At 33.0% G+C, this 15,632-nt stretch carries 16 protein-coding genes and 2 tRNA genes; 9 read left to right on the top strand and 9 right to left on the bottom strand.

Annotation, left to right across the window (positions count from 1 at the left end):
* Window positions 1-51 precede the first annotated feature (51 nt).
* The 3 genes from AC4FQ3_RS12780 to AC4FQ3_RS12770 all read left to right on the top strand — a co-directional run bounded on the left by AC4FQ3_RS12780 (window position 52) and on the right by AC4FQ3_RS12770 (window position 3,298).
* A complete protein-coding gene (locus AC4FQ3_RS12780) occupies window positions 52-1,533 on the top strand; it encodes a helix-turn-helix domain-containing protein (RefSeq protein WP_491182085.1) in 1,482 nt (493 codons plus the stop codon).
* Between the two features lie 363 nt (window positions 1,534-1,896).
* Window positions 1,897-2,613, top strand: a complete 717-nt coding sequence (locus AC4FQ3_RS12775; protein ID WP_073396961.1) for a pirin family protein — start codon at window positions 1,897-1,899, stop codon at window positions 2,611-2,613.
* Between the two features lie 151 nt (window positions 2,614-2,764).
* On the top strand, window positions 2,765-3,298 hold the full coding sequence (locus AC4FQ3_RS12770) for a YceI family protein (protein WP_073397347.1): 534 nt from the start codon (window positions 2,765-2,767) through the stop codon (window positions 3,296-3,298).
* Window positions 3,299-3,462: 164 nt separating this feature from the next.
* On the opposite strand, the gene AC4FQ3_RS12765 is transcribed toward AC4FQ3_RS12770, so the two are convergent.
* The gene (locus tag AC4FQ3_RS12765; RefSeq protein WP_491182084.1) at window positions 3,463-4,350 is read right to left on the bottom strand and encodes an AraC family transcriptional regulator; all 888 of its coding nucleotides are present in this window, start codon (window positions 4,348-4,350) and stop codon (window positions 3,463-3,465) included.
* A gap of 151 nt (window positions 4,351-4,501) precedes the next feature.
* On the opposite strand from AC4FQ3_RS12765, the gene AC4FQ3_RS12760 reads away from it, so the two are divergent.
* Together AC4FQ3_RS12760 and fabD are read left to right on the top strand one after the other, a co-directional pair.
* Complete coding sequence (locus tag AC4FQ3_RS12760) at window positions 4,502-4,864, top strand: DUF983 domain-containing protein (RefSeq protein WP_042565714.1); 363 nt, start codon at window positions 4,502-4,504, stop codon at window positions 4,862-4,864.
* 73 nt (window positions 4,865-4,937) lie between these two features.
* Complete coding sequence (gene fabD / locus AC4FQ3_RS12755) at window positions 4,938-5,813, top strand: ACP S-malonyltransferase (RefSeq protein ID WP_035651657.1); 876 nt, start codon at window positions 4,938-4,940, stop codon at window positions 5,811-5,813.
* Window positions 5,814-5,887: 74 nt separating this feature from the next.
* Here fabD and AC4FQ3_RS12750 read toward each other — a convergent pair whose 3' ends face one another.
* The 4 genes from AC4FQ3_RS12750 to AC4FQ3_RS12735 all read right to left on the bottom strand — a co-directional run bounded on the left by AC4FQ3_RS12750 (window position 5,888) and on the right by AC4FQ3_RS12735 (window position 8,823).
* A complete protein-coding gene (locus AC4FQ3_RS12750; RefSeq protein ID WP_491182083.1) occupies window positions 5,888-6,214 on the bottom strand; it encodes a hypothetical protein in 327 nt (108 codons plus the stop codon).
* Entirely contained in the window at window positions 6,199-6,393 is a 195-nt protein-coding gene (locus tag AC4FQ3_RS12745) for a hypothetical protein (RefSeq protein ID WP_491182082.1), read from the bottom strand. Before AC4FQ3_RS12745 ends, AC4FQ3_RS12750 begins: the two co-directional genes overlap by 16 nt.
* Before the next feature lie 169 nt (window positions 6,394-6,562).
* Window positions 6,563-7,576 carry a UDP-glucose 4-epimerase GalE gene (galE, locus tag AC4FQ3_RS12740; RefSeq protein ID WP_491182081.1) on the bottom strand — a complete coding sequence of 338 codons (1,014 nt, stop codon included), beginning with the start codon at window positions 7,574-7,576 and terminating at the stop codon, window positions 6,563-6,565.
* 116 nt (window positions 7,577-7,692) lie between these two features.
* Window positions 7,693-8,823 (bottom strand): DegT/DnrJ/EryC1/StrS family aminotransferase, encoded by a 1,131-nt coding sequence (locus AC4FQ3_RS12735; protein ID WP_471733014.1) that lies wholly within the window; start codon window positions 8,821-8,823, stop codon window positions 7,693-7,695.
* Window positions 8,824-8,960: 137 nt separating this feature from the next.
* Here AC4FQ3_RS12735 and AC4FQ3_RS12730 point away from each other — a divergent pair, with 137 nt between their 5' ends.
* Together AC4FQ3_RS12730 and AC4FQ3_RS12725 are read left to right on the top strand one after the other, a co-directional pair.
* Window positions 8,961-10,190, top strand: coding sequence for a 3-deoxy-D-manno-octulosonic acid transferase (locus tag AC4FQ3_RS12730; protein ID WP_491182080.1), 1,230 nt, complete (start codon window positions 8,961-8,963; stop codon window positions 10,188-10,190).
* Between the two features lie 348 nt (window positions 10,191-10,538).
* A complete protein-coding gene (locus AC4FQ3_RS12725; RefSeq protein WP_042565709.1) occupies window positions 10,539-10,763 on the top strand; it encodes a PG1828 family lipoprotein in 225 nt (74 codons plus the stop codon).
* A 211-nt stretch (window positions 10,764-10,974) separates the two neighbouring features.
* Here the strand turns inward: AC4FQ3_RS12725 and AC4FQ3_RS12720 are convergent, their stop codons facing one another.
* From AC4FQ3_RS12720 to mutS, 4 genes are all read right to left on the bottom strand, one after another.
* On the bottom strand, window positions 10,975-11,352 hold the full coding sequence (locus tag AC4FQ3_RS12720) for a DUF1508 domain-containing protein (RefSeq protein ID WP_491182079.1): 378 nt from the start codon (window positions 11,350-11,352) through the stop codon (window positions 10,975-10,977).
* A 151-nt stretch (window positions 11,353-11,503) separates the two neighbouring features.
* Window positions 11,504-11,589: transfer RNA gene (locus AC4FQ3_RS12715), tRNA-Leu, on the bottom strand.
* A gap of 14 nt (window positions 11,590-11,603) precedes the next feature.
* A tRNA-Gly gene (locus AC4FQ3_RS12710) sits at window positions 11,604-11,676 on the bottom strand.
* A 148-nt stretch (window positions 11,677-11,824) separates the two neighbouring features.
* Window positions 11,825-14,431, bottom strand: a complete 2,607-nt coding sequence (gene mutS / locus AC4FQ3_RS12705) for a DNA mismatch repair protein MutS (RefSeq protein ID WP_471733012.1) — start codon at window positions 14,429-14,431, stop codon at window positions 11,825-11,827.
* A gap of 155 nt (window positions 14,432-14,586) precedes the next feature.
* Here mutS and AC4FQ3_RS12700 point away from each other — a divergent pair, with 155 nt between their 5' ends.
* The gene (locus AC4FQ3_RS12700; RefSeq protein WP_042565706.1) at window positions 14,587-15,018 is read left to right on the top strand and encodes a DUF1573 domain-containing protein; all 432 of its coding nucleotides are present in this window, start codon (window positions 14,587-14,589) and stop codon (window positions 15,016-15,018) included.
* Between the two features lie 76 nt (window positions 15,019-15,094).
* The gene (locus tag AC4FQ3_RS12695) at window positions 15,095-15,625 is read left to right on the top strand and encodes an RNA methyltransferase (protein WP_042565705.1); all 531 of its coding nucleotides are present in this window, start codon (window positions 15,095-15,097) and stop codon (window positions 15,623-15,625) included.
* Window positions 15,626-15,632 lie beyond the last annotated feature (7 nt).

Here is a 15,632-nt window from a genome sequence, read left to right as displayed (position 1 = left end):
TATTAAAAATAATTTTTTGGCGATTATTTTTTAAATGGTTATATTTGATTCATGGATATCGAAAAAGACTATATAAAGCTGATATTTGGGCTCAAACTAAAACAAGTTCGAACCCAAAAAAATCTTTCGCTTTTTGGCTTAGCCAAATTGACAAATCTTTCAAAATCGTACTTAAACGAAATTGAAAAGGGGAAAAAATATCCGAAAACAGATAAAATTTTACTGCTTTGTAAACATCTGGACGTTTCATACGATCAAATGATATCCTTAAAACTCGATAACAACCTCGCTCCTATTGGCGAAATCTTAAAATCCGGAATTTTAAAAGAAATTCCGCTCGAACTTTTCGGAATTCAGGAAGCCGATTTAATTGATATTATCGCCAATGCGCCCGCAAAAGTCAATGCGTTTATAAGCACCATTATCGAAATTGCACAGCATTATAATTTAAGCAGAGAAAGTTTTTTTCTGGCGGCATTACGCTCTTATCAGGAAGCGCACAGTAATTATTTTGAAGATTTAGAAGAAAAGGTAATTGCCTTTTCAAAATCTTTTCAAATTAATTTAGATTCGAAAATTACTATCGAAGAATTAGAAGCGATTCTTAAAGAAGAATACGAATATACTATAGAAGAAATTGCTTTTACCGATCAGGAAGCTTTAGAGGATTTGCGTTCTATTTATGTTCCAAAAAGTAAAACTCTATTGCTTTCAACAGAAATTGACAATCCACAAAAAGCCTTTATTTTAGCCAAAGAAATCGCCTACAATTACCTAAAAATATCAGATCGATTATTGACTTTCAGCTGGATTAAATTCGAAAACTTTGATCAGGTTTTGCATAATTTTTATGCTTCTTATTTTGCCGGAGCTTTATTATTACCAAGACAATTGATTGTAGGTAAAATCAATGATTTTCTTTTAAACGAAAAACCAAATCCGGAAGAATTCGTTGCTTTGATCGAAAGTTTTGAAGTTTCTCCGGAGTCTTTTTATCAAAGATTAACCAATTTATTGCCGAAAGATTTTCATTTGAAGAACTTATTCTTTTTAAGAATGTCTCATAAAATTGGTTCTGATGTCTATCAAATCAAAAAAGAATTACACATTACCAATCAGCAGGAACCGCACGCGAACGAAACCAACGAACATTATTGCAGAAGATGGGTTTCAGTAAAAACTATCGATGAAGCTATCAAACAAAACAAACCTCATTTTTTTGATGCGCAGATTTCAAGCTACGTTCATAGCGGAAATGAATATCTGGTTTTTTCATCAGCCACAAAAGATCCTTTTATAAAAGACAACATTCGCAGTATTTCTGTTGGAATTTTGATAAATCCGACAATGAAAAAGAAATTCAAATTCATTGAAGGAAAACCACTTGTAAAAAGAATTGTAGGCGTAACCTGCGAAACCTGCGATGTAAAAAATTGTCTTGAACGCGCTGCGCCGCCAATAGCTTTGGAGAAGAAAAAACGTCATGAGAATACTGATGTTGTTGTGCAGCAGTTTATTTCTCAGTATAGCTAATTGTAGATTTTAGATCGCAGATTTTAGATTTTTATCAATTTAGCTAAAGCTCCTGCGGAGCATCATATTTATAGCAAAATATACAATCCAGCACCAAAGCTCCAGCGGAGCGAAATATTAGTACTAAATAAAATATATCGCTCCGCTGGAGCTTTGATAATTCGTTTCAATAATTCCTATAAATATTCTGTCCCTCTGGGACTTCTCTTGTTTCGATCATATTTTCGATCAAGATAAAAACCTTAGAATCTTAGTGCCTTAGAAACTCAGAACCTTCAAAAAACTTTCTTAATCTACATTAAGTGCCTTTCATTGAGCTTGGTGGTATCTTTGTACTATAAAAATAACAAAACAGATAAGGTCATGGAAAATATAGTATTACATAAAGCAGAAACAAGAGGAAATGCAAATCACGGATGGTTAAACGCTTATCACAGTTTTAGTTTTGCAAGCTGGTACAATCCCGATAGAATTCAGTTTGGAGCGCTTCGTGTTTTGAATGACGACACAATTGCAGGCGGAATGGGTTTTGGTACACATCCTCACGATAATATGGAAATTATTACCATTCCGTTAGAAGGAGATTTAGCACATAAAGACAGTATGGGAAATACTGAAATCATCAAAAATGGTGATATTCAGGTTATGAGTGCCGGAACTGGTGTTCAACACAGTGAGTTTAACCCAAATGAAGATCAGCAAACTAAATTGTTGCAAATCTGGTTGTTTCCAAATAAAAGAAATGTAACACCTCGTTACCAACAAATAACTTTGGATGTTGCTGACAGACACAATAAATTGTCTCAAATTTTATCTCCAAATGCAGATGATGAAGGAGTTTGGATTCACCAGGATGCCTGGTTTAATATGGGTAATTTTGACTCAGGTGTATCTACTGAATACACAATCAAAAAAGAAGGAAACGGAGTTTACGCTTTCATCTTAAAAGGAAATGTAACTATTAACGGTCAGGAATTAAACACTCGTGATGCCATTGGTATTTCAGGAACTGATGTTTTGAATATAAAAGCAAATACTGATGCTGAATTTTTATTAATGGATATTCCGATGAACTATTAATTCAGGACTTCTTTTCAAACAATAAACAAAACAAATTGGATTCAAAAATACTTCGTTATTTATTTCTTAATCTAGGTTAAGTGCTTAATGAAGACGCTCGAAGTAACTTTGTCCTATCAAAATGAAATTAATATTTTAAAAAATAAAAATTATGGCAACTACAAAATGGTCAATTGACCCAACTCACTCAGAAATTGGTTTTAAAGTTAAACACATGATGTTTACAAATGTTTCAGGAAAATTTGGAACTTACGATGCTTCAATCACTACAGAAGGAAATGATTTTGAAAACGCAGCAATCGAATTTTCAGGCGATATTGCTTCTATCGATACTGCAAATGCAGACAGAGACGGTCACTTAAGAAGCGCTGATTTCTTTGATGCTGAAAACAATCCAAAATTAACTTTTAAAGCTTCTTCATTCAAAAAAATTGATGATGGAGATTATGAAATTACTGGAGACCTAAACATCAAAGGTATTTCTAAATCAGTAACTTTTCCTGTAGATTTTAGCGGAATCATGACTGATCCTTGGGGAAATACTAAAGTTGGTTTAAGCATTGAAGGAAAAATTAATCGTAAAGATTGGGGTTTAAACTGGAACTCTGCTCTAGAAACTGGGGGAGTTTTGGTTGGAGAAGAAGTTCGTTTAAACATTGAATTACAATTTGTAAAACAAGCTTAATCTTGTAATAAATAGGTTTTAATTTGGTTGGTTAAAAACCCTGTACTTTTTAGAAAGTGCAGGGTTTTTTCTTTTTGAAATAAAGGAAAAATCGCCACGAATTCACGAATTATATTTTTCCAAACTTTGCGCTATAAAAATTCGTGAATTCGTGGCGGAAAAAATTATCGAACTGTATTTCTAAATTCAGTTGGAGACATTCCTGTTTGTTTTTTGAAAAATCTCGAGAAATACGAGTAATCTTCGTAGCCAACAGCAAATGCAATTTCATTTATAGACAATTGTTTATCGATTAACATCCGTTTGATTTCGAGAATGACGCGATCTGTAATAACTTCGGTTGCTGTTTTCTGAAGGATTTCATTGCAAATTCTGTTTAAATGTTTTAAGGTGATATTTAATTTCTCTGCATAAAAAGAAGGCAGCTTTTCTTGTCTGAAATATTGTTCCAAAAGCCTTTCAAACATATTAATTTTAATATTATATGAATGTGCCTGATGTGAATAAGTTTCACTATATTTTCTGGAAATTTCAATATGAATGCAATCTAATAAATTCAGCAATTTATCTAATTGGAATTTGTTTTCCTGATTGTTTTCTTGATTGTTTTCTTGATTGTTTTCCTGAATTAATAAATCAAAATAAAGCTGTATTTTAAGCATTTCTGTTTCTTCAAAAACCATTTCCGGCCTGTTGTGAATGGAATGATAAAAATTATAATCGTTTATGTTTTTTTGTCCGAAATACAAATTATAAAGTTCCTGCGAAAAGATAATCACAAAGCCTTCTATGTCTTCTGATAAACTCCAATGATGCATTTGCCCGGGCTGCAGTACAAATAAACTTCCTCTTTTTATTTCGAACTGATCAAAATCGACTTCGTGCAATCCTGAACCATTTGTAAAAAAAACCATCAAATAGGAATCGTGACGATGTGGTTCTTCGACAAAACTGTGACTTTTTAAATGTTCTGTAAAAGTATTGACGTAAAAATCGCGATGAACATCATTACAACTAAAATTCTGAACACTATAAATTGGATACTTTTTCATACGCGATTAGATTGTAGATTTTAGATTTTGGAATTTAAAATTTGGAATTTCCAGAACAAAATGTCTTTATTGTGCTATAAGTAGCGAAGATATAAAAAAGACTTTTATCCTACTCTGAATTACCTTTGTATAAATAAAAAACATCAAGATCATGTCACATGCATTAACTCATATTTTAAGTAACGAATGTCCTGTTTGTCATAAAGGAAAAGTATTTAAAGATAAAAGTATTTTTTTGACTTTTGGTCTTCCAAAAATGAACGAATACTGCAGTCACTGCAATTATAAATTCCAAAAAGAGCCTGGCTATTTTTTTGGCGCAATGTATGTAAATTACGGATTAACTGTTGCGCAAGGCATTGCTACTTATTGTATTGCACAGTTTTTCTTTGATCAAACATTTGATTTAAGAATCATTCCCATCATTGCTGTTGTAATTACTTTACTCACTTCTTTCAATCTTCGATTTTCAAGATTAGCATGGATTTATATGTTTAAGGATTATACGAGCTAAAAAAATACTACTTTTGCCTTTCAATTGAAACTAATTTTCAATTCTAAAAAAAAATAAAAATTAAATTAGACAAATGAAAGCATACGTATTTCCAGGTCAGGGCGCACAGTTTACAGGAATGGGCAAAGACTTATATGAATCATCGGCTTTAGCCAAAGAATTATTCGAAAAAGCTAATGAAATCTTAGGTTTTAGAATTACAGATATTATGTTCGAAGGTACTGCCGAAGAACTAAAAGAAACTAAAGTTACACAGCCGGCCGTATTTTTACACTCTGTTATTTTAGCCAAAACTTTAGGCGAAGATTTTAAACCTGAAATGGTTGCGGGACATTCTTTAGGAGAATTTTCAGCATTGGTTGCCAACGGAACTTTATCCTTTGAAGATGGTTTGAAATTAGTTTCTCAACGTGCTTTGGCAATGCAAAAAGCTTGCGAAATCACACCATCTACAATGGCTGCAGTTTTAGGTCTTGCTGATAATATTGTTGAAGAAGTTTGCGCTTCTATCGACGGAATCGTGGTTGCTGCAAACTACAACTGCCCGGGACAATTAGTAATTTCAGGAGAAACTTCTGCTGTCGAAAAAGCTTGTGAAGCCATGAAAGCTGCCGGAGCAAAACGCGCCTTAATTTTACCTGTTGGAGGAGCATTTCACTCACCAATGATGGAACCTGCAAGAGAAGAATTGGCTGCTGCAATTGAAGCAACTACTTTCTCTACTCCTATTTGTCCGGTTTACCAAAACGTAACGGCAAATGCAGTTTCTGATGCAAACGAAATCAAAAAGAATTTAATTATACAATTGACTGCTCCTGTAAAATGGACACAATCTGTACAGCAAATGATCGCTGACGGCGCTACTTTATTTACAGAAGTTGGTCCAGGAAAAGTATTAGCAGGTTTGATCAATAAAATTGATAAAGAAGCGGTTACGGCGAATGCTTAATTAGTATTCAGTTCAGTTGAAAACTATGCACATAAAAAATCCTCATAAACTAAATGTTAATGAGGATTTATTCTTTATAGCTGTTTTACTTCTTCACAATAATTATTTAGAATTCCAGTAACCAGATAATTTTGATTTCTTTTTTCAAAAAATGCATACCAATTAGTTCTAGCATTTGTTTTATAAAAAATATAACTTGAACCTAAATATTCGAGAGATTTTGGGGTTTTCTTGTGGGGAGATTTTTTAATTCTTTCCGGAACGGCATCATAAATATTGTCAACATATTCTTCTGCAGATTCTATAAAACCAAAGTATTGTTTTTTATATAAGATTACAACCAACTCATCAAGATAACTAATTACTGCTGGTGTGAAAATAACTTCTATTTTCCCCACCATTCTCTTATTCTTCTTTTCGCTTCAGCTTTTGCTTCCTCCGGCGTTAGACCTTTTGCAAATTCAGCATCAAAATCAAAAGTTTCGCGATCTATTCCTTTAAATTTAGGTTTTTGAACTTCATATTCTACTCGGGGCTCTTCGACCTTATTATTTTTTTTATTCTCGTCTTTTGAGTCCATAATTCCTACAATTTTATCTTACAAAATTACAAAATAAATCGAATCAAAATAAAAAATCCCAAATAATCAATCTAGATTATTTGGGATTTCAATTATTTCATATTCCGAAATGTCAGACGCACTGCTGTGCGTCTCTACCTGAAAACTGTGACCGAGACTGAATACTAAATCAAGAACGAACCTTCTGTTCCCATTTCCAGGCGCTTGCCATTGCTTCGTCAAGACTTAATTCTGCCTTCCAGCCTAAAACATTGTTTGCTTTATCTGTATTGGCGTAGGCTTCGGTGATATCACCTTCACGGCGCGGCTTAATTATGTATGGCAATTTTTTATTACTTACTTTTTCGAAACTATGAATGACTTCAAGAACAGAACTTCCTGTTCCTGTTCCTAAATTAAAAGTTTCTACTTTTTGTACATTCTTTTTATTCAATAAACGCTGTAATGCAATTACGTGTGCCTTTGCTAAATCTACAACGTGAATGTAATCACGAACAGCCGTACCGTCAGGCGTTGGGTAATCATTACCAAAAACAGATAATTCCTGACGCAATCCCATTCCTGTTTGTGTGATAAACGGAACCAGATTTTGAGGAACCCCTAAAGGTAATTCTCCAATTTCTGCACTTGGATGCGCTCCAACCGGATTAAAATAACGTAACAAAACAGCACTTATATTGGTGACTTTTGCGGTATCATTGATGATTTCTTCTCCTATTTGTTTGGTATTCCCATAAGGAGACATTGCTGCCTGAACAGGCGCATCTTCTGTAATTGGCATTTTTTCGGCTTGACCGTAAACCGTACAAGACGAACTAAAAATAAAACTTGCCTCAGGTTTTTCTTTTAATTCCTGCAACAAATAAACTAAACTACTAATATTGTTCTCGTAGTATAATAACGGATTTTCAACACTTTCGCCAACTGCTTTTGAAGCTGCAAAATGAATTACGCCCGCAACGTCATTATATTTTTTAAAGAAATCCTTTACTGCGGCTTTTTCTCTTAAATCTATTTTTTCAAACAGAGGTTTTTTTCCGGTAATATTTACGATTCCCTGTATAACATCTTCTGAAGCATTAGAAAGATCATCAATTATCACAACTTCAAAGCCTTCATTTTGCAATTCGACTACGGTATGCGAACCTATAAATCCTAATCCTCCGGTTACTAATATTTTCATTTTTTTTTAGATTACAGAAAATAGAATAAAGAAGATAGATTATATAAGTTTTTCTATTCTCTTTTTCTATTGTCTTTTATGTTCTTTTTTCTATTCTCTTTACTCTATATTCTTTCTTATTTCAAAAATTCAATTACGCTATCAGTAATAAATTTAATCTGCTCATCATCTAATTCTGTATGCATCGGCAAAGCAATCACTTCTTTTACTAATTGATTGGTAACCGGAAATTGCTCTTCTTTATAACGAACATCAACATAAGCTTTTTGAGAATGCAAAGGAATTGGATAATAAATTGCACACGGAATTCCTTTGTCTAATAAATGCTGCATTAAGGCGTTACGATCTGCATCGATAATTCTCAATACATATTGATGAAAAACGTGATCATTTTCGTTTGCATCAAACTCAGGCGTAATAATATTTTTGTGACCTGCAAAAGCTGCATTATATTTTGTAGCTGCACGACGGCGCGCTTTATTATATTCATCTAACAAAGGTAATTTTGCATTTAAAACCCCTGCCTGAATACTATCCAAACGAGAATTAACTCCTACAACATCATGATGATAACGCTCGTACATTCCGTGATTTACAATTCCTCGAATAACATGTGCTAATTTATCATCATTTGTAAAAATTGCTCCACCATCTCCATAACAACCTAAGTTTTTTGAAGGAAAAAATGATGTTGCAGCAACATGTCCAATAACACCAACCTTAGTTTTTTCGCCAGATTTAGAAACATAATCGGCTCCAATAGCTTGTGCGTTATCTTCTATTACATACAAATTATGTTCGGCAGCGATTTCCATAATAGCATCCATATTTGCAGCGCGGCCAAATAAATGTACCGGAACAATTGCTTTTGTTTTTGGAGTAATCGCTTTTTTAATGGCATCGATATCAATATTCATATTTGTGATATCAACATCAACCAAAACCGGAGTAAGCTGCAATAAAGCGATAACCTCAACAGTAGCTGCAAAAGTAAAATCGGCAGTAATCACCTCATCACCAGGTTTCAAATCCAATCCCATCATGGCAATTTGCAAAGCATCTGTACCATTTGCACATGGAATCACGTGTTTTGCTCCTAAATAATCTTCAAGATTTTTTTGAAATTGATGAACCAATGGCCCGTTTATATAAGTATTTGTATCTAAAACTTCTTGAATTGAAGCATCAACAGTGGCTTTTATCTTTTCATATTGACTCTTTAAGTCAACCATTTGAATTTTTTTCATTTATCTTTTTATTTATTTAAAACTTAAGATTTGATTTTGAAACCAAATCTCTAAACGAAGCACAAAAATAGTTATTTAATACCTTTGAACAATGAAAATAATCGAAAGAAGCGTAATTTAGCGCCAAAATTATATCTATGCTTTTTCTGTACAATTTAGTTATTTCCATTGCCGGTTTTTTTCTTAAAATTGTGGCGCTTTTTAGTCCTAAAATCAAACTTTTTATTGACGGAAGGAAAAACGTTTTTTCCATTTTAGAAGAAAAAATAAAAGCCACAGACAAAACTATCTGGTTTCATTCGGCCTCACTTGGCGAATACGAACAAGGCTTACCTGTAATCGAAAAAATAAAAGAAAAATATCCTTTACACAAAATTGTTGTTACTTTTTTTTCCCCTTCCGGATACGAAGTGCGTAAAAATAACACAGTTGCAGATGTTACCATATACCTGCCATTGGATACCAAAAAAAATGCAAAACGATTTTTAAAACTGGTACATCCTGAAAAAGCATTTTTTATCAAATATGAATTTTGGCTAAACTATTTAAAAGAATTAGAAACAAGCAAAACACCAACCTATTTGATTTCGGGAATTTTTAGAGACAGCCAAATGTTTTTTAAATGGTATGGCGGTTTTTACAGAAAAGCATTAAAAGCCTTTACTTATTTTTTTGTTCAGAATGAAAGTTCGAAACAAAAAATTGAAGCCATTGGATTTAACAATGTAATTGTCTCTGGCGATACTCGTTTTGATCGTGTAAATGCTATTTTAGAAAGAGACAATTCCCTTGATTATGTTGAAAAATTCAAAAACAACCAAATCACTATTATTATTGGAAGTTCCTGGCCAAAAGACGAAGCTCTGATCGCAGAATATATAAATCAGGCTCCGGATAATGTGAAGTTTATTATTGCCCCGCATAATATTAAGACAGAACAAATTTCAAATCTTAAATCGCAGATAACAAAATCAAGTGTTTTATTTTCAGAGAAGAACAATCTTGATTTGTCAAATTATTCCGTTTTTATAATTGATACAATTGGCTTGTTAACTAAAATCTATAGCTACGGAACAATCGCTTATGTGGGCGGAGGTTTTGGAAATCCTGGTATTCACAATATTCTGGAACCAGCCACGTTTGGAATTCCGATCATAATTGGACCCAATTTCTCCAATTTTGCCGAAGCTGTTGAACTGGTTAAACTTAAAGGATGCACTGTAATATCGAATAGCGATGAATTAAAAAACAGTTTTGATCAATTGATTAATGATGAAAATTTTCTAAAAGAAAAAGGGCAAATTTGCAAGTCTTATATCCAGGATAATACAGGAGCAACAAACAGCATTATGAAAATCGTTTCTTAAGCTTTTTAACACAGTTAAAGCTGGTTTCGTATCATTGTCATGAAAAAGAAGGCTTAAAAGCGTTCTTTTTGGCTTTTAGAGCTTGCAGAATAATTAGTCAAAAGCAAAATAAACTGCAATGAAGTGAATCAAAATAGCCAATTCTATTATTGAATATTTAATGAAAAATAATTTATACAAAAAATACAATAATATAATAAATTTTTACTAATTTGGCACTATCTTTGATAAATAAGATAATCGTGAGCAATGAAAATATTTTAAAAAAAAAATAAAAAAATATTTTACATATTAAAAAATTTATATCTTTGCCACGAATTAATAATTAACCTTTTATAATAAAGTAAGATGAAAAAAGTATTTTTAAGTTTAGCTGTTGTTGCTGTTTTAACTGTTGTTTCTTGTAAAAAAGCTGATGCTGCTGCAACTGAGTCTGTTGACTCTACTGCTGTTGCTGTTGATTCTGCTGCTGCTGTAGTTGATTCTGCTGCTGCAACTGTTGATTCTGCTGCTGCAAAAGTTGACTCTGCTGCTACTGAAGCTACTAAAGCTGCTGAAGAAGTAAAAAAATAATTAGAACCTAAGTTCTAAAGATTTTAAAACCATCCATTGTGATGGTTTTTTTTATGCTAAATTTTTAGTGTAAAATCCCAATATCAAAAATCCCAAATTCCAAAACACTCTGTTTCTGAAATTTGGGATTTTTATATTATTACACTTTATTTACAAACCAAACACCAAACCATTGGTATTTTGAATCTTCAAAATATTGAGACTTTATTCATTATTCCACTTCTTCTTCCTCAACAACTTCCTCATCTTCAAAAATCGACTCATTCGACGAGAAATCTAAAATTTCAGATCTTGAAGAGTAAGTCACAATTTCTTTTATTCCTTTCTGCAAAAGCAATTCTGTAGTGTATTTTCGGCTTGTTGCAAAATGAACCTCACCCAACATTAATTTAAAAAAATACTTTCCTCCAGAACCTTTAAATTTTAAAAATCTAGCCTGATCTACATTTAGTTTAAATTTCTCAATATCTTCTTCACATTCAAATTTCAACTCATAACTTAAACTTGTAAATATCACTTTCCCTTTTCGGGAAGTAAATACAAATTTATATTCATCGTTAAATCTTCTACTAATTACAAAAGCACCCATTTAGAAATTTTAGATTTTACTGATTTAGATTGATGATTCGGATCTTAGACTAATAACTCCAGAATCCTGATAAGCTTACTGCGTAAATTTATCATTTTAAACTTTGACTTTACACAATAAAAAAAGCCTCTTCAAAAAGAAGAGGCTTTAGTACTCAGAGCGGGACTTGAACCCGCACGAACATTGCTGTTCACTGGATTTTAAGTCCAGCGTGTCTACCAATTTCACCATCCGAGCATTATATGGTTTTGAGCGAAAAACGGGGCTCGAACCCGCGACCTCGACCTTGGCAAGGTCGCGCTCTACCAACTGAGCTATTTTCGCGTTTCAAATTTTTATAAGAACTACAATACTCAACTTGTTCCGTATTGCGAGTGCAAATTTAGGACATTTATTCAATTACACAAGCGTTTTTTGAAAAAAAATTACACTTATTTTATAACTTTCTGATAACCTAAACTTTAAATCTGAATTATTTTCCAACCAGCATTCTTTTAATTTCATTAAGCTTCATTAATGCTTCAACAGGTGTGATCGCATTTATATCAAGACTCATGATCTCTTGTTTTATTTCTTCCAGCAAAGGATCATCCAAATTAAAGAAACTCATTTGCATTTCATCATTCGCAGATTTGATTCCGTTTAAGGCATCGCTGGAATGATTTTTTTCTAACTTTTTTAATAGTTTCTGAGCTTTCAAAATTACAAGTTGAGGCATTCCGGCCATCTTTGCAACATGAATTCCAAAACTATGCGCACTTCCTCCTTTTACTAATTTACGAATAAACAGAACTGTATCTTTTAACTCTTTTACCGCAACATTATAATTCTGGATTCTTGGCAACGATTCTGTCATTTCATTTAATTCATGATAATGCGTTGCAAATAAAGTTTTTGCTTTTGATGGATGTTCGTGCAGAAATTCGGCAATAGCCCAGGCAATCGAAATTCCGTCATAGGTACTGGTTCCTCTTCCAATTTCATCTAATAAAACCAAACTACGGTCTGAGATATTATTCAAAATTGAAGCTGTTTCATTCATCTCGACCATAAAAGTAGATTCTCCCATCGAAATATTATCCGACGCTCCTACTCTGGTAAATATTTTATCTACAATTCCCATTCTTACACTATCCGCAGGAACAAAACTTCCCATTTGAGCCAGCAATACAATTAGTGCCGTTTGTCTCAAAATAGCCGATTTACCAGACATATTGGGACCTGTAATCATAATAATCTGCTGTGTTTCTCTGTCTAAATAAACATCATTAGCGATGTAAGGAGTTCCAACAGGCAATTGTTTTTCGATAACAGGATGTCTTCCGTTTTTAATTTCAAGTTCGAAAGTTTCATCAATTTCCGGACACACATATTGGTTTTCGACAGCCAATTGTGTAAATGAACATAAACAGTCTAATTGTGCTACTAAATTGGCATTCATTTGAACCGGTTTGATATACGTCGCAATCCAGACCACTAATTGCTCGAAAAGATCAGATTCTATCTTATAGATTTTTTCTTCAGCACCTAAAATCTTTGTTTCGTATTCTTTTAATTCTTCCGTAATATAACGCTCAGCGTTTACCAAAGTTTGTTTACGAATCCATTCTTCCGGAACTTTATCTTTATGTGTATTTCGAACTTCGATATAATATCCAAAAACATTATTGAATGATATTTTTAAAGAGGAGATTCCGGTTCGTTCAGATTCTCTTTTTTCAATACCTTCCAGATATTCTTTTCCAGAAGTTGAAATGGCGCGTAAATCATCCAGTTCTTCGCTAATTCCTTTTGCAATCGCATTTCCTTTTGCAATCGCAACTGGCGCATCCTGATTTAAGGTTGTTTTTATTTTTTCTCTTAATAAATCGCAGGCATGCAAACTGTCTCCAATAACTTTTACTGCCTCTTGCGGACTTTGAAGTGCTAATGTTTTTATTGGAATAATAGCATCCAGAGATTCTTTTAAATAAACAATTTCACGCGGAGAAACTTTTCCCGCAGCGATTTTAGAAATCAAACGTTCTAAATCTGAAATTTGCTTGATTTGGTATTGAATATTATGTAAAACTTCATTGTTTGATTTCAGATACGAAACCACATCATGACGCCCTTTTATTTTATTACTGTCTTTTAATGGAAGTGCCAGCCAACGTTTTAACAAGCGCCCTCCCATTGGCGAAAGCGTTCTGTCAATTACATCTAAAAGCGTTACTGCATTTGGATTATAACTGTGATATAATTCTAAATTTCTAATGGTAAAACGGTCCATCCATACATACGCATCTTCTGCGATACGCTGAATTGCTGTAATGTGCTGCACACGATTATGTTGTGTTTCAGACAAATAATATAAAATTGCTCCTGAAGCAATAATTCCTTCTGTTAATTCTTCAATTCCAAAACCTTTTAAAGAAACGGTTTGAAAATGTTTTGTCAGGGTTTCTAAAGCATAATCTTCTTTATAGATCCAGTCTTCCAGATAAAAACTATGAAAATCTTCTCCAAAAGCATCTTTAAAATTACCTTTATTATTCTTTGGAACCAAAACCTCACTTGGGTTAAAATTCTGCAATAATTTATCTATATATTCGGCATTTCCCTGAGCAGTTAAAAACTCTCCGGTCGAAACATCCAGAAAAGAAATTCCGATACTTTTATTAGCAAAATAAACAGACGCTAAAAAGTTATTTGATTTAGACTGTAAAACTTCATCATTTAAGGAAACTCCCGGAGTTACAAGTTCTGTAACGCCACGCTTCACAATAGTTTTAGTCATTTTAGGATCTTCAAGCTGATCGCAGATTGCAACACGAAGCCCGGCTTTTACCAATTTTGGCAAATAGGTATTTATAGAATGATGCGGAAAACCGGCCAAAGCTGTTTCAGTTTCAGATCCCGCCCCTCTTTTGGTCAATGTAATTCCAAGAATTTTAGAAGCTCTGATGGCGTCTTCTCCAAAGGTTTCATAAAAATCTCCTACTCTGAAAAGCAGACATGCATCAGGATATTTTCTCTTGATTTCGTTGTACTGTTTCATCAAAGGTGTTTCTTTCACCACTTTCTCTTTAGTTGCCAAATTATTGTTTTTTTAAATGAAAATTAAGACAGCGAATTTATAATATTTTGAAGGAATATCGAAGTGCTATAAAAATTAAAATATTTTAAGAATATTTTAAGTTCAGATATAAGAATTTTATATAGATTTGTCATAATTAAAAAGACTCTTAAAAGATGAAAAAAATAATTTTATTCGCTATGTTGGCTGTAGTTGGAATTACTGCTTCTAACGCTCAAAGTACTAAGAAAGCTAAAGCTGCAAAAGTTGCTAAAATTGAAGGAGCCGGAATGGCTTTTGAAACTGAAACTATTGATTACGGAACTATCGCTCACAATGCTGATGGAAAACGTGAGTTTGTTTTCGTAAACAACGGAACTAAACCATTAATCATTACAAATACACAAGGATCTTGTGGTTGTACTGTACCAACTACACCAAAAGAGCCAATTGCTCCGGGTGCTAAAGGTATTATTGGTGTAAAATATGCTACTGACAGAGTTGGTGCTTTTACAAAAACTGTAACTGTTACTTCAAATGCAGAAGGACAACCAACAAAAGTGCTTACTATTAAAGGTACTGTTTTACCAGATCCAGTAAAAAGCTAATCTGAAAAACAAATAAAATAAATCGAAAAAGCTTCCTTATCTTTGGAAGCTTTTTTTATGACCAGAATTCAATACAATGAGAAAACTTGAAAATAGTGAGCTAGACCGTAAATCTATCGAAGATTTTAAAAAATCAGACAAAACCCCTTTAATTTTAGTTTTGGATGATATTCGCAGCTTACACAATATTGGTTCTGTATTTAGAACCGCCGATGCTTTTTTGATCGAAAAAATAATTTTGTGCGGTATTACAGCAACGCCTCCAAATAAAGAAATTCATAAAACCGCTCTTGGCGCAACCGAAACCGTTGCCTGGGAACATCATGAAAATGTTTTGGAAGTAATTGAAAATCTAAAAAAAGAAAACGTTATGACTCTTGCTATCGAACAAGTTGAAAGCGCTATTTTTCTTCAGGATTTTAAAGTCGAAAAAAATCAAAAATATGCTCTAGTTTTTGGTAATGAAGTTTATGGGGTTTCTCAGGAAGCAGTTGCTATTTGTGATGGCTGTATTGAAATTCCGCAGTTAGGCACCAAACATTCCTTAAATATTTCTGTAAGTGCCGGAATTGTTGTTTGGGATTTGTTTCAAAAACTAAATTTTTAATTAGATA

The organism is Flavobacterium sp. AK-345 (genome assembly GCF_058310175.1).
This window is presented reverse-complemented; position numbering and strand designations above follow the sequence as displayed.